Source organism: Aquimarina macrocephali (genome assembly GCF_051627225.1).
GTDB lineage: Bacteria > Bacteroidota > Bacteroidia > Flavobacteriales > Flavobacteriaceae > Aquimarina > Aquimarina macrocephali.
On sequence record NZ_CP151795.1, the window covers coordinates 5313743 to 5328757 of the forward strand.

12 protein-coding genes are annotated in these 15015 nt (G+C 32.8%); 7 read left to right on the top strand and 5 right to left on the bottom strand.

Annotated elements, in window-relative coordinates:
• Window positions 1-34 precede the first annotated feature (34 nt).
• Entirely contained in the window at window positions 35-898 is an 864-nt protein-coding gene (locus AAFU52_RS23575) for an AraC family transcriptional regulator (protein WP_024769589.1), read from the bottom strand.
• 84 nt (window positions 899-982) lie between these two features.
• Between AAFU52_RS23575 and AAFU52_RS23580 the strand changes: the two genes are divergently transcribed.
• Window positions 983-1705: a phytanoyl-CoA dioxygenase family protein gene (locus tag AAFU52_RS23580; RefSeq protein ID WP_438423830.1), complete on the top strand. Its 723-nt coding sequence runs from the start codon at window positions 983-985 to the stop codon at window positions 1703-1705.
• 28 nt (window positions 1706-1733) lie between these two features.
• Here AAFU52_RS23580 and AAFU52_RS23585 read toward each other — a convergent pair whose 3' ends face one another.
• Together AAFU52_RS23585 and AAFU52_RS23590 are read right to left on the bottom strand one after the other, a co-directional pair.
• Window positions 1734-2354 (bottom strand): L-threonylcarbamoyladenylate synthase, encoded by a 621-nt coding sequence (locus AAFU52_RS23585; protein ID WP_438423831.1) that lies wholly within the window; start codon window positions 2352-2354, stop codon window positions 1734-1736.
• 74 nt (window positions 2355-2428) lie between these two features.
• Window positions 2429-4759: an ATP-dependent helicase gene (locus tag AAFU52_RS23590; protein ID WP_024769591.1), complete on the bottom strand. Its 2331-nt coding sequence runs from the start codon at window positions 4757-4759 to the stop codon at window positions 2429-2431.
• A gap of 428 nt (window positions 4760-5187) precedes the next feature.
• Between AAFU52_RS23590 and AAFU52_RS23595 the strand changes: the two genes are divergently transcribed.
• The 5 genes from AAFU52_RS23595 to AAFU52_RS23615 all read left to right on the top strand — a co-directional run bounded on the left by AAFU52_RS23595 (window position 5188) and on the right by AAFU52_RS23615 (window position 11778).
• Window positions 5188-5475, top strand: coding sequence for a hypothetical protein (locus tag AAFU52_RS23595; RefSeq protein WP_051473707.1), 288 nt, complete (start codon window positions 5188-5190; stop codon window positions 5473-5475).
• 271 nt (window positions 5476-5746) lie between these two features.
• Window positions 5747-8122 carry a PKD domain-containing protein gene (locus tag AAFU52_RS23600; protein WP_438423833.1) on the top strand — a complete coding sequence of 792 codons (2376 nt, stop codon included), beginning with the start codon at window positions 5747-5749 and terminating at the stop codon, window positions 8120-8122.
• Between the two features lie 137 nt (window positions 8123-8259).
• Window positions 8260-8799, top strand: coding sequence for a DsrE family protein (locus AAFU52_RS23605; protein WP_438423835.1), 540 nt, complete (start codon window positions 8260-8262; stop codon window positions 8797-8799).
• 152 nt (window positions 8800-8951) lie between these two features.
• Entirely contained in the window at window positions 8952-10205 is a 1254-nt protein-coding gene (locus AAFU52_RS23610; protein WP_438426656.1) for an amidohydrolase, read from the top strand.
• 10 nt (window positions 10206-10215) lie between these two features.
• Window positions 10216-11778, top strand: a complete 1563-nt coding sequence (locus AAFU52_RS23615; RefSeq protein WP_438423837.1) for an FMN-binding glutamate synthase family protein — start codon at window positions 10216-10218, stop codon at window positions 11776-11778.
• 43 nt (window positions 11779-11821) lie between these two features.
• Here AAFU52_RS23615 and AAFU52_RS23620 read toward each other — a convergent pair whose 3' ends face one another.
• Together AAFU52_RS23620 and AAFU52_RS23625 are read right to left on the bottom strand one after the other, a co-directional pair.
• Window positions 11822-12913, bottom strand: a complete 1092-nt coding sequence (locus AAFU52_RS23620; RefSeq protein WP_024769597.1) for a trypsin-like peptidase domain-containing protein — start codon at window positions 12911-12913, stop codon at window positions 11822-11824.
• 20 nt (window positions 12914-12933) lie between these two features.
• Window positions 12934-14091: a hypothetical protein gene (locus tag AAFU52_RS23625; protein ID WP_438423839.1), complete on the bottom strand. Its 1158-nt coding sequence runs from the start codon at window positions 14089-14091 to the stop codon at window positions 12934-12936.
• A gap of 377 nt (window positions 14092-14468) precedes the next feature.
• Here AAFU52_RS23625 and AAFU52_RS23630 point away from each other — a divergent pair, with 377 nt between their 5' ends.
• The gene (locus AAFU52_RS23630; protein ID WP_024769599.1) at window positions 14469-14987 is read left to right on the top strand and encodes a hypothetical protein; all 519 of its coding nucleotides are present in this window, start codon (window positions 14469-14471) and stop codon (window positions 14985-14987) included.
• The last annotated feature ends 28 nt before the right edge of the window (window positions 14988-15015 follow it).

A 15015-nucleotide genomic window follows, 5' to 3' on the forward strand; every position in this document is an offset into this window, starting at 1 on the left:
AATATAAAGAAGTGCTACTTAAACCAGAAAGCTATCAATTATTACTTTTTAAAGAAATATAGGTTTTTGGGGTATACCCCGTAAACTTTTTAAAAGTTGTAGAGAAATATTGGGACGAACTAAATCCTAAATTAAAAGCTACAGTAGTTATACTGTGACTCTTCAATAAATCAATTTTTGACTGCTCAATTTTTAACCTGTTTATGTATTCTTTAGGAGGGATACCCATGGTGTTTTTAAACCAAAATTTAAAATACCCAACAGAAACATTAGAAACACCTGCGAGTTCATCAACATAAATTATGCGGTGTAAATTGTTTAAAATATAAGTATCGATATCATTTAATCTTTTTAATGGAGGACTATCCTGCTTTCTCTTTGAAAGATTCAACACTTCTAATATGGTCTGAACAATAAGTTGATTTATGGTAATTTCTGATAAAACAGTACTACTTGTTTTCAGCTCATTTAAAAGTTTTTCAAGTACAAATTTGACTTGAAATGCTCCCTTAAAAGTTCGTTCTGAAGTCTTTTTTAACTCTCGAAGAAGATACTTTGAATGATCCCCGGGTAAATTACATAATCTACGTTGGTTATCAGAACAATTAATTTGCAACCAGAATAATTCTCCTTTATCTTCGGGATATTCGCCAGTACTATGCTCTTTGTTTGGAGGAATAATAAGAATGTCATTGCCATGCAATTGAAATAATTCTTCCCCAATTATATAATGTTGCTCCCCCTTGATACAAAAACATATTTCTATTGCATTACAATGTTCATGTATTGGTAATTGAGGTTGTGCTTTAGAATATTTGTAATGACCAAACTGCAAACAACTATCAATACCATAATCTGGTAAAAAATGTACTATGCGTTCTTCTAAATTTATATTCATTTTGTACAAAAAAGTAAGGTAGTACAAATTTAGAAGATTTACTAAAATGTTTTATTCATCTTTGAACAAAATCAGCACTACAAAATGGACATTATAAAAAATGAGTTTTTAACTAATGGGTATACCAAAATAGATCAGCTTTTTGATAGCACAGAAGTCGAAAGTTTACTTGTTATCTATACTAGTTTGTTGAACGATAAGAAAAGAACAGCTCATTTAAGAAGTGATTTGGCAGGCTTGCAAAATACTGATAAAACAATTGAGCGGATCACTCAGGTCATGAGGCCAAGTTTAGTAGAACCAAAAATATTAAATCATATTGCCTATAAAAAAGCATTAGATTGTGCAAAAAAATTATTGGGAGATGATATGGAATTAGATTTTGATATGCTTATTAATAAAGCACCTTATACCAATACTCCTACTCCATGGCATCAAGATGCTGCTTATTGGATAAATTTACCAGATAAAAGAGCTGTAAGTTGTTGGATAGCTTTGGATAATGTATACGAAAACAATGGTTGTATGTGGTTTCTACCAGTAAAAGATCAACAAATATTAGAGCATACCAATTTACCAAATGAAGGAGCCTTATACTGTGATGCTGACACTACTAATGCAATGCCTGTTCCATTACCTATTGGCGGATGTACTTTTCATGATGGTTTTACATTACACTATAGCAGAGGAAACACCACAAATAGTCAACGAAGAGCTTTAATATTTAACTTTAGGCCCAAAGAGATGATTAAATTAGAAAGAAACCAAGGAATAGATCATACTGGTGTAAGAAAGCAACGATCATAAAAAAGCTCTTATTGTTTATATCTATAATCTAGATAATATCTATACTTCCTTTTCCTTCTCTAAGTAATATTGGTTCGCCACTGGTTAGGTCAATTACAGTAGATGGCATATTATCACCATACCCACCATCGATCACCATATCCACCAGGTTATCCCATTTTTCTAATATCAATTCTGGATCCGTGGTATACTCTATGACTTCATCTTCATCATAGATAGAAGTAGATACAATAGGATTACCCAATTCTTCTACGATAGCTGTACAAATATTATTATCAGGAACACGAATACCTACAGTTTTCCTTTTTTTAAAAACGGTAGGTAAATTATTACTTCCCGGAAGAATAAAGGTGTATGGTCCCGGAAGTGTTCTTTTTAATAATTTAAATGTTGCATTATCAATTTGTTTTACATAATCAGAAAGATTACTTAAGTCTTTACAGATAAATGAAAAGTTAGCTTTTGCCAGTTTTACACCTTTGATCTGTGCAATCCGTTCCAGGGCTCTGTTATTTGTAATATCACACCCCAATCCATATACTGTATCTGTAGGATAAATAACCAATCCTCCGTTACGTAAACAATTAACTACTCGCTGTATTTCACGTGGGTTTGGGTTTTCATTGTATAATTTTATGAACTCTGCCATATAAATGATTGTAAATAAAGATAATGTAAAATACAGTATAAAAAGCTAATCCTTAACCTAAGCGATTAGCTATATTATAAAACCTTCAATTTTGCAAAGCGAAGTAATAACTTCTTTATTCCTCCTTTTTCAAAATGAATTTCGGCTTTTCTATCTTGTCCGACTCCATCAATTTTAATGATTTTTCCTCTACCAAATCGCATATGTTCAACTATTGTTCCTGGTATAAGATCTTCATCAAAGAGATTCGTATTAGATGATGCATCAGCCGTATCATTAGATGTAGGCCTAAGTTTTCTTAGTCTACGTAGTTGTTCTTCGGTAGGTTTATGTGCTAATGGCGGTGCTCCAGAAACTGGTTTTTTAAGCCGTAACTTACTTTTATCAACTTCTCCAAAAATATCAGAATCAATTAATGGTTTGTACCGATAACTTTCTATTGGTGTTATATATTCTAAAAATTGCTCATCTATTTCTTCAATAAATCGACTAGGTTCGGCGTCTACCAGTTTACCCCATCGGTATCGGGATTGTGTATATGTAAGGTACGCTTGTTTTTCTGCACGTGTCAATGCCACATAAAACAGACGTCGTTCTTCCTCGAGTTCACTTCGGGTATTCATACTCATTCCTGATGGAAAAAGATCTTCTTCCATTCCTACTATATATACATATGGAAATTCTAATCCTTTAGCCAAATGAATAGTCATCAACGCTACTCTATCATCATCTCCTGTATCCATATCCAAATCTGTAGCCAAAGCAACATCTTCCAGGAATTCTGCTAATGATCCTCTTACATCTGCTACTTCTTTCTGCCCTTCTACAAAATCACGTATACCATTAAGTAGTTCCTCGATATTTTCGATTCTGGCAATACCTTCTGGAGTACCGTCTTTTTTAAGTTCTTGTAATAATCCTGTTTTTTTAGCAACTATTTCGGTTAACACGAATGCATCAGAAGTCTCATTAGTAATTTGAAAACTTTTGATCATGGTTATAAAGTTTTCTAATCGAGTTTTAGTACCACTATTAATCTTTAAATTAATACGATCCAGATTTTCGATTACTTCAAAAATAGAACGATCATAGTGATTTGCTGCGACTATCAGTTTATCAACAGTTGTTGCTCCAATTCCCCTGGCCGGGTAATTTATTACTCGTTTTAAAGCCTCTTCATCTTTAGGATTAATCACTAATCGTAAATACGCCAGTACATCTTTAATTTCCTTTCTTTGGTAAAAGGAAAGTCCTCCATAAATTCTATATTTTATGTCTCGTTTGCGTAATGCATCTTCAATAGCCCTGGATTGTGCATTAGTTCTATACAACACTGCAAAATTTCCATTACCTAGTTGATGCTGCATCTGGTTTTCAAAAATAGAACTCGCAACATATCGACCTTCATCACCATCGGTTAATAATCGGTTTACAATTATCTTAGGTCCATCATCATTTGCAGTCCAAACTACTTTATCAAGTTTGGTTTTATTTTTTTCTATGATAGAGTTTGCCGCTTCTACAATATTTTTGGTAGATCTATAATTTTGCTCTAATCGGTATTGCTGCACATTATCATAATCTTTTTGAAAATTAAGAATATTATTAATATTCGCTCCCCGGAAAGCATAAATACTCTGTGCATCATCTCCCACCACACAGATATTTTGAAACTTATCAGATAATGCTCTTACAATAAGATATTGTGAATGATTGGTATCCTGATACTCATCTACCAAGATGTATCTAAATCGGTTTTGATATTTAGCAAGTACTTCAGGAAAACGGTTTAGTAACTCATTAGTTTTTAATAAAAGGTCATCAAAATCCATCGCACCGGCCTTAAAACAACGATCAACATAGTGTTGATAAATCTCCCCCATTCTAGGGCGCTTTGCCATAGCATCTGCTTCTACCAGTTCTGCATTCTGAAAATATGCTTTTACGGTGATCAAACTGTTTTTATAAGAGGAAATGCGAGAATACACCTGTTTGTATTTATAGATATCCTTATCGAGTCCCATCTCTTTGATTATAGAAGCTATTAATCGTTGGGAATCCTGAGTATCATAAATTGTAAAATTAGACGGGTAGCCTAATTTATCAGCTTCAAACCTCAATATTTTGGCAAATATTGAGTGAAATGTACCCATCCAAAGGTTTTTAGCCTCACTCGAGCCAACTATACTTGTGATCCGCTTTTTCATTTCACGGGCCGCTTTATTGGTAAATGTTAAGGATAGTATATTAAATGAATCTACACCCTTATGCATCAAATAAGCAATACGATACGTAAGTACTCTTGTTTTACCCGAGCCAGCACCCGCAATAACAATCATGGGCCCATCTATTTGAAGTACAGGCGCTCGTTGTGCATCATTTAGTTCTGCTAAATATTCTTCCAAAGTAACATTATATTTAAGGTCGAAATTTAAGGAAAGAACTACGGTTATGAAAACGTACTTTATGTTTTTTGTAAACAAATCATAGTCAATAACTTTTAGCAAACACCAATATTTTTTTAACATTGATCAATTACCCTATAAATCACTAACAATCAATCGGTAAATAATAAATAAAATTTACTAGATGTCGTATGGCTAGCAGCGATATATAATGTTATATGTATTATCCGTTACTAGTAAACTCTAAATAAAATTAATGCTTTTTAAACAAGGGTTATCAACAACATGAATTCTTACAAGTTGATATCTTTTTAATAAAAAACATAGATTAAATGCATTTTTTTAGGATAAAATGTGCTATATTTAGCAGAAACGAAAAGTAAACACTAGTTTTTATTAAAATAAAAATTCAACCAAACTCAGCACTTATGGCCCCAAACATGAATGTACAAATGGTACAAAAAGAGCAGATTAAATTTTTAAAGTTCCCTAAAGAAGATGTTTTAAACAAAAGAAAAGATCAAATTGATCGATTTTTAGAATTACAAAGAGCACTCTCTTTAGGAAATCTAGAACATCATAAAGTAAGAATCGTTTTTGTAGACGATAAAGGTTTGAAAAGAGTGGAAACTACCATATGGGGAATAACCGATAAAGAGGTTATTTTAAAACAATCTACAATCATTCCGCTAGAAAGAATCATAAGCATTTCATAATTATGTATTATGTATAGACGCTACTATTTCTAAATCTAGACATATAGTTAATTTTTTAGTGTTCTAAATTTAGATTCCGAAAATGGTATATACGTATTTTGAATATAGAAATATGTATATACTGTTTTTGTTTTTCCTAAATAGAAGGGGGCACTATATAGTCTACGATATTAATATTTTAATCTATATTAGATTTTTTATACTAAAACTAAGAATATTTAGTTGTAGTAAAAATTGCAGTCGAAATAATTACTTAATAATCAAACTCAACATGAAAAGAAAATCAGTACAGTATTTTCTTCTTATTATTATGATAATAGGAGGATATAATACTTACGGTCAATCTGATAAATCATATCTGATATCAGATAATCAACAAAATTTTATAAATGATCTGATTAGCCCCAAAAAAAGTAAGCCTTTAGCAATCAAAATTGCTAATAACCAGGCCTTTTCTTTTACGCTTAATGTACAAAATCAAACTGATCAAGACCTTACCTTAATAGGAACTGTTAATGATCACCAATTATCTTCATTCTCTTTTGTCAAGACAAATAACTCTTTAAAAGGAAATATCATACTTCATGATATAAAAAAAGCATATACTTTATATTCTGAATCCAATGGTCAGGTATTTGTAAAAGAAACAGATATTAATACAATTCTTTGTGTAGATTTTGAAAAAGCAAATACAAAAGATGAAGATGCCGGAACTATATTTTCAAAAGCAGCACCGCAATTAGAAAGTCTTCCGGGAGCACCGGGTATTATTTATCTTGATTTTGATGGAGAATCGGTTTCTAATACGAGTTGGCTTGGTGGAGCTACAATTAATGCGCAGTCTCCTAATTTCTCTGACGAAAAAATAATCAAAGTATGGAAAATCATGGCCGAAGATTTTCGCCCATTTAATCTAAACGTTACTACCCGAAGAGATCTTTTTGATGCAGCTCCTAAAAATCGTAGAATGATGTGCATTTTTACGACAACAAAAGATGCTGCCCCAGATTCTGGAGGGGTTGCTTATTTAAATTCGTTTTCGTCGAATAGCAATAATCCTTGCTGGGTATATAATTTAGGAACCAGATCTGCTGGTGAAACAGGGTCTCATGAAGTTGGTCACACTTTGGGACTATCACATGATGGAAAACCAGGTACGACATACTACTCAGGACACGGGGAATGGAGTCCAATTATGGGATGGAGTGCCAATAAAACATTAGGACATTGGAGTAGTGGAGAATATCCTGATGCAACAAATACACAAGATGATATTGCAATTATTTCTGGTAATAGAAATGGTGTTGGTTTTCAAAATGATGACCATGGCAATGCAATTAATGAGGCTACTGCAATTAAAGTAGCTCCTTCTGGAGTGGTAAGTGCCGATCAAAACTTTGGATTAATAAGTACCCGAGATGATAAAGATGTTTTCTCTTTTGCCGTAGAAACCGGAAATGTATCTCTATCTTTTAATCCTGATCCCGATTACCCTAATCTAAACATCCAGATAAGAATTCTAAATGAGCTTGGCCAAGAAGTAGTACTTTCTGATCCAAACGGACTTACCGCATCGATCAATCAAAACCTTACAGAAGGAATTTATTATATTGAGGTTGATGGTGTAGGTGAAGGAACATTAACCAATGGATATTCTGATTACTCATCTTTAGGTAATTATTCTATATCAGGTAATTATACACCAGGAGATGATAAACAACCTCCATTATCAGATTTTAAAGCAACTACAAACTGTTCGGTAGTAGAGTTTCAAAGTACTTCTACCAATAGAATAAGTTCTTATTTATGGAATTTTGGAGACGGTCAAACTTCTACAGAACAAAATCCAACACATACGTATGCAACTAGTGGAGCTTATACCATATCACTAACAACAACCAATGATTCTGGGAATAATACTAAAGAAAAATCAGATTTTGTATCTATAAACCTTCCTAATCTCCCTGTTGTTACAAACCAAAATGTTTGTGCAGGAGAATCTGTAACTATAACCGTATCAGGAAATAGCGAATACAAATGGTATACTACCTCAACCGGAGGCACGAGTATTGCATCTGGATTATCGTATGAAACCCCAGCGCTCGATGCTACTCAAACCTATTATGTAGAGGGAACTATTGGTAATTGCACAACAACAACAAGAACAGCCGTAAAAGCAATTGTATCAGAGAACCCAGAAGTACCAGAAATAGCTGTAAACCAAAATCATATGCTATTTGTGCCGTCTCAATTTTCTTCTTATCAATGGTATTATAAAAACGAATCTATTGATGATGCTATCCAGGCAGAACATTTACCTACAGAAGTAGGAGAATATAGTATAAAGGTATTTAATGAAGCGGGTTGTAGTATAATTTCTAAAACATTCGAGGTTGATCAATCATTACTTAATTTGGGTCAAGAGAACAAAACGTTTACCTACTACCCTAACCCGGTTAATGACGATGAAATATTACATATAGATGGTATAACTATAAATGATTATTCTGTAAGAATTGTTAACATACAGGGGCAAGTATTAATTGATGCTACACCAACCCCTGAGATGGATATATCAGAACTTTCACATGGGTTATATATCATCTTAATCAATAACAAACCTCTTGGCAAGTTTGTAAGACAATAAGCTAGTAAATAAAAATATCAAAAGCATATCTTCTTTAGTTTAGGAGGTATGCTTTTTTTTGTAGATAAAAATCAAAATAACATTTTAACTTTCAATTAATAGATTTTTGAATATCTTTAGAAGCCAAAAATTACAGCTTGAAAAACAGAATAGCATTCTATATTTTTATTTTACTTCCTTTTTTTATTTTTTCTCAACAAAAATCTAAAGAAGGTAAAATAATAACTGAATATGGTAAAACCTATACAGTTAGTGACCCAGATTTTAAGACTAAAACACAGCATGATTTAAAAGCTGTATTTGATGTAGGAAGAACGTTTAAAGATAGTTCAAAAGTAAATCCTCTTTTTAATACTGCTGCTAGATATCTTAATATGCATGCTGATGCTGGTATACCAGTAGAAAAGTTAAAAGTAGCATTAGTCATTCATGGTTCGGCAGCAAATGATATTCTAAACAATGCAAATTACAAAGCCAAATACAATATTGACAACCCTAATGCTCCACTTCTTTCGGCTTTAGCAAAAAAAGGTGTGCATTTTATTTTGTGTGGGCAGACCGCCGCACATCGAGATATTTCTAAAGAAGATACACTTCCCGAGATACAGATTGCATTATCTGCAATGACCGCATTGGTACAATTACAAAACGAAAACTATAGACTTATTAATTTTTAAACTTAATGAAACTAATATGATTATAATTCTCTCATTGTGCATATCACAACATGATTATTTTGATCATCTTAGATTATCTTTGGTCTGTCCTCTTTAAACATTAAAACAAGCGCATGAAAACACAACCATCATCTTTTCTATTTATTTTCTTAATGGTCTTTTGTTCAATACAGGCACAACAAATTGACCCCGACATTAATACTTCTGCAGAAAAAATAGAATCCAAAGTAATTGAATGGAGGCGAGATTTCCATCAAAACCCTGAGCTTTCCAATCAAGAATTTGAGACTGCTAAGAAAATTGCAAAACACCTCAAAGACCTTGGTTTAGAAGTTACCGAGAATGTTGCTAAAACAGGTGTAGTAGCCCTTCTTAAGGGGAAAAAAGAAGGTAAAACTGTAGCACTTAGAGCAGATATTGACGCATTGCCGGTAACCGAACGAGTAGACATACCTTTTAAATCTGTTGTAAAAACTACATTTCTAGGCACCGAAGTTGGTGTTAGTCATGCTTGTGGTCATGATACCCATATCTCTATATTAATGGGAGTAGCAGAGATCCTTTCAAAACATAAAGATAAAATAAATGGTACGGTTAAATTTATATTTCAACCTGCAGAAGAAGGACCTCCACCGGGAGAAGAAGGTGGCGCTAAATTGATGATCAAAGAAGGGGTTTTAAAAAATCCTGATGTAGATGCAATCTTTGGCCTGCACATTAATTCGGGAACCGAAGTTGGGAAAATTCGTTACAAGCCAGGAGGAACAATGGCAGCAGTAGAACGATTTGTTATTACTGTTAAAGGAAAACAAACACATGGTTCGGCTCCATGGACAGGAGTAGATCCTATCCTTATTTCGGCTAAGATTATTGACGGTTTACAAACTATTATAAGTAGAGAATCTCCTCTCGTAAATGAGGCTGCAGTAATCACAGTAGGCAAAATTACAAGTGGTGTACGGTTTAATATCATTCCAGAAAGTGCCGAAATGATCGGTACAGTGCGAACTTTGGATCCAAAAATGAGAGCTCTTATCATTCGTCGTATGAATGAAATGGTACCTGCTATTGCTAAAGCATATGGCGGTGAAGCTATTATTAGATTTCAAAATAATACTTCTATAACTTATAATGATCCTGATCTTGTAAAAAAGATGTTGCCCACAATTGAAGGCATTGCCGGTAAAGAAAATGTTATTCTATCAAAGGCAACCACAGGAGGAGAAGATTTTTCATATTTTCAAGAAGTAGTCCCTGGGTTTTATTTCTTTTTAGGAGGAAAAACGCCTGGAAACAATCAAGCAGCTTCTCATCATACACCCGATTTCTTCATAGATGAAAGCGGATTAGTATTAGGAGTTAAGGTAATGTCACAATTAACTATTGATTATCTTAATGCACAATAGATAAAATAAAATGGAAAGTGTACTTAATTTTTTAGGTTCGATATCCTGGTGGATATGGATCATTTTTGCTCTAGTATTAGTTGCAACTCGTGATATATATTTTAATAAGAGACATACGGTAAGTCATAATTTCCCTATTATAGGTCATCTTAGGTATTTATTAGAAAGTATTGGTCCAGAGATAAGACAGTATTTTGTAGCTAATAATCGAGAGGAACTTCCATTTAATAGAATTGAGAGAGGTTGGGTTTATGCTTCTTCCAAAAATGAAAATAATTATGAAGGTTTTGGTACAGATAGGGATATTTATTTGCACCAGCATATTTTTGTAAAAAACTGTATGATCCCTTATAAGATGGATAAGGATCATCCTAATAGAGAAGATAAATCTTTTCTTCCTTGCGCAAAGGTTATGGGGGTATACAACCAACGAGAAAAACCTTATCGACCTGGATCTGTTATTAATGTTTCTGCAATGAGTTTTGGATCTCTTTCTGCACGTGCTATAGAGTCTCTAAATATAGGCGTTCAAAAAGGAAATGCCTATCATAACACTGGAGAAGGAGGGCTTTCTCCTTATCATAGTAATGGAGGTGATGTCATTTTTCATTTTGGAACAGGGTATTTTGGAGTACGCGATGAGAACGGTAGTTTTTCGATGAAAAAAATGAAAGACCTTATAACCAGGAATCCTTTTATCAGAGCTATTGAGATCAAATTATCACAAGGAGCAAAGCCTGGAAAAGGAGGTGTATTGCCTGGTGCCAAGATCACTTCCGAAATTGCAAAAATAAGAGGTGTAGAAGTTGGTAAGGATGTATTATCTCCTTCTGCACATAAAGCTTTTTCTGATGTCCCAGAACTGCTACAATTTATTGAGGATATCGCCAAAGAGACAGGACTTCCTGTAGGGATCAAAGCTGCAATTGGTAAAACAGAGCAATGGGAACTTCTGGCAGAACTGATGGTAAAAACCAATAGAGGCCCAGATTTCATTACCATAGATGGTGGTGAAGGTGGTACCGGGGCTGCTCCACCAAGTTTTGCAGATCATGTATCACTTCCATGGATATATGGATTTGCAGCTATTTATAAGATTTTTCAGAAACATAACCTTACAGATCGGGTAGTTTTTATAGGTAGTGGAAAACTAGGTTTTCCTGCAAAAGCTGCGATGGCATTTGCCATGGGTGTAGATTGCATAAATGTTGCCCGTGAAGCCATGATGAGTATTGGTTGTATCCAGGCACAAATTTGTCATACTAATCGATGCCCTAGCGGAGTCGCAACCCAAAGTAAGTGGTTACAGAAAGGAATTAACATTCCATTAAAATCAGATCGTTTGGCACAGTATTTTAAAACGTTTAGAAAAGAGTTTACAGAAATCACTCACGCTGCAGGATATGAGCACCCTTGTCAGTTTACAATGCAGGATATAGATCTTAATGTGGATGACGGAGAACTAACCAAGACATTAAGAGAGTCTTTTAAATATAGTAAGACTGCTGTTGAATATACTTGTACTCAAGATTTAAAAGAATGCACATATCTCGGTGGTTCTAACCAAAAATAAAATTCTTTTATATCTAAGTTAATCCAAACCAAAAAATATCAGATCAACTTACTTTTTTGGAATATGTACTCATAGTACAGCCATATTCCTCAACAAAGAAATCATCAAGGTCATCTGCTTTTAAAGCTAGTTCCTTTATTTTTAGTTTGATATCATTTTTTGTAGCCTCATCCTGAAATATATCTGTGATACTAATTCTGTAAGATATAAAAATAGTATTCTTATATACCCCTAATGAAAATTGTCCTTGATCACTTGAAATCAAATATTCATATAACTTTTCGAGATTTTGCTTAGGTAAATTATTTAAAGGAGATGTTAAATAGAGATACTCTCTATTCATTACAAAAATCCTAATTTGAGAACTCCCTTGATGAAATTCCCAAAACTCCTGGCCTGTTCTTGTTAAAACAGGATTAATATCCAATTGTTTCAAAGAATCTTCAATAAAATTTGAAAATTCATTGAGTTCTAATTCATCAAATACATCTTTGGATAATGTTGCTCCACAATTATTACAGTAATCTTGTGCGACATACGTGAGTCCTGAACAAGATGAGCACTGTAGAGAAAACTTATGTTCGGGATTACTTTCAATACTTTCGATAGCTTGCTCAATTTCAGAAACAGGAATTGCAAATCCCATATTATCTGCATTATTGAATTTTGAAGAATTTATGCCTGCTAATCTTCCATCCTGTGTCACTAATGGTCCTCCACTATTTCCTGGGTTTATTGCAGCATCTGTTTGCACAAAATATTTCCCATTCATGTGCTGCTCTGGATTTGAAACGATACCTTCGGTTATGGTAAACGGCATTCCGAATGGATATCCAAGAGCAAATACTTTTTCTTGCCTTGTTAATTCTAAAGAGTTATCTACAGAAAAACCATGATCAATATTCAACTCTTCTTCTACTTTAAGTATTGCAATATCGATATCTGGATTTGTCATAATAACTTTTGCCAGCATTCTGTTATTATGATCATCTTCGACAGCGACTTCTTTGCAACCACTAATAACATGATGATTAGTAAGAATAATATCTTTACTTTTTATATAAAAACCACTCCCCGTTCCTCTTGAGGTAAGTATTTTAAATGTTGCTTCTTTTAAAGAATCTAAATTGCTCATAATTTTTTTTCATTTATAATCTAACCAAATAACTTAGAAAAGAATCCTTTTTTAGGAGTCGAAGTTTGTACTGCTTTATTATTTAAGATACTTTCCATCCCATTAAACAGTGATAATGCAGATGCCTCCCACTCCTTACCTGCTGCATTTTTAAGTGAGTTCACCATTTTTAAATTTATATCTTCGGGAATGTTATTATAGTAGTAGAAATCATAAAAAGCAACAAGCAGTGTTAATGTTGCTGCTGTATATTGTTTGTTTTGAATTTCTTTTTTTGCATTTTCATAAGGCCGCTCCCAGCTTTGTTTTATATGTTCTAATTCACTTCGCATCTTAGTTGGCACAAATGATTCTGAGATATAGAAATCTGCCAAAAGTTCTTCCTTACTTTTATTTTTCAACGTATCCAAAAATCTTTTCCCTCTTTGAATTCGATCTTGCATATCACCCTGTGAATACAAATCATTTACTTGATTTTCAATATCCGTTCTCAGCTTACCATGAGGAGCCATGAGATAATCTATACGCTTTAATGTAATATTAATAATATCCCAATTAAAGTACCCTACTCTTGTTTGGTCAAAGTGTTCTATATATTGATCTGCTTCTTTTAAATAAGAATTGAATTTTTCCCAAATCGTATCCAAAATCTCCTGACTATAATTCTCTATATGTGGGTCGTGTAATTGTTCTACACCAAACAAACTAATAAACTCATCATCAAAGTTATCTGCATTATGGCATATCTCTTTTAAAACATAATATATTTTTAAAGGCTCACAAAGATGTAGTGGGGTGCTATACAAAAAATTAAGCTGACCATCGTCTAACTTTATTTGTGACAAATTAAGAGGTGAAAAATTGACCTCAGCAATTTTTCTATATAGTGGTATTTTTTGATTCTCTCCTACCTTTAGAAAAGGGGCTTTAACATTAAAATCTGTATCTGTAATATTAATTTCTACAATTATAGAGCCATGAGGTATCTTAAAATAGGTTTCATCTGTATTGCCATATTTTTTTCTAATATCAAGATCCAAATAATCAAACAAATTTAAAATAACATCTTTATATTGTTTTTGATCATATGCTTCCTTGGTTTCATCCCATTTTGAAACGGTAATCTTAGTATTTAAAGATGACATAAGGGTCTCATCAAAACTTAAAGTTTCCTTCATAAGAACAGATTAATAATTAATGTTTATGTTATTTTCCCATTAGAAAGAGTACAACAAATCTCTATTTTCTAAAATTTAAATGTAAACAAAAAAACAAACCTAACAAAAGAGTCGTAAAAGCATTATGTTTCTATAAAAACATTGATGTATTAAAATTTGTTGTACTCTATCTCTCGGAACAAACATAGAATATATCTGTAGCATACATATCCCTATTTTCAGTGAAAAAAATTCTCTTTCTATTTATTTGTTTTAGTCTGTAAAGTAAAATTTTTATGGAAAAAAGAAATTTATTGTAAATCTAGATAGATAAATCAAAAAAGTTTGATTTATTTGTCTAGAGATAGTAACCTACACTTGTATTTAAGTAACAACATATGGAATCCAAAATAGTTGATCTTCTTTTTAATATAATTCCCGCAGTGATTGTAGGGGTTATTTCATTCTATTTTTTCAGTCTTCATACTCGCAATGAAGAAAAACGTCGTAGATTTCTTTTACATAGAGAGAATCAAAAACAATCTTTACCTCTTAGACTTCAGGCATATGAACGTATAGTTTTATTTTTAGAAAGAATATCTCCCGGTAATCTATTAACAAGAATTGCTCCTATTTCAGAAGATAAAAAAGACTATGAATCTTTATTGATTCATACGATTGATCAAGAATTTGAACATAATCTTACTCAACAGATTTATGTTTCTGATGAATGTTGGAATACAGTTAAAGCTTCCAAAAATGCAACTATTGCTTTAATTCGAAAAACTGCATTAAAAGAAGATGTAGATTCGGCCAATAAAATGAGAGAAGTAATTCTTACAGAACTTATAGAAAAAGGTGCTCCCAGCGATACTGCAATTGCAATTATCAAAGAAGAAATTACTGATCTATTTTAGAGATTCATTTTATTCGAGAATCTACCCC

Bases quoted from the DNA above. Each gene is read 5' to 3' on its own strand.
- AAFU52_RS23575 (WP_024769589.1), bottom strand. From the start codon at position 898: ATGAATATAAATTTAGAAGAACGCATAGTACATTTTTTACCAGATTAT.
- AAFU52_RS23580 (WP_438423830.1), top strand. From the start codon at position 983: ATGGACATTATAAAAAATGAGTTTTTAACTAATGGGTATACCAAAATA.
- AAFU52_RS23585 (WP_438423831.1), bottom strand. From the start codon at position 2,354: ATGGCAGAGTTCATAAAATTATACAATGAAAACCCAAACCCACGTGAA.
- AAFU52_RS23595 (WP_051473707.1), top strand. From the start codon at position 5,188: ATGGCCCCAAACATGAATGTACAAATGGTACAAAAAGAGCAGATTAAA.
- AAFU52_RS23600 (WP_438423833.1), top strand. From the start codon at position 5,747: ATGAAAAGAAAATCAGTACAGTATTTTCTTCTTATTATTATGATAATA.
- AAFU52_RS23610 (WP_438426656.1), top strand. From the start codon at position 8,952: ATGGTCTTTTGTTCAATACAGGCACAACAAATTGACCCCGACATTAAT.
- AAFU52_RS23615 (WP_438423837.1), top strand. From the start codon at position 10,216: ATGGAAAGTGTACTTAATTTTTTAGGTTCGATATCCTGGTGGATATGG.
- AAFU52_RS23620 (WP_024769597.1), bottom strand. From the start codon at position 12,913: ATGAGCAATTTAGATTCTTTAAAAGAAGCAACATTTAAAATACTTACC.
- AAFU52_RS23625 (WP_438423839.1), bottom strand. From the start codon at position 14,091: ATGAAGGAAACTTTAAGTTTTGATGAGACCCTTATGTCATCTTTAAAT.
- AAFU52_RS23630 (WP_024769599.1), top strand. From the start codon at position 14,469: ATGGAATCCAAAATAGTTGATCTTCTTTTTAATATAATTCCCGCAGTG.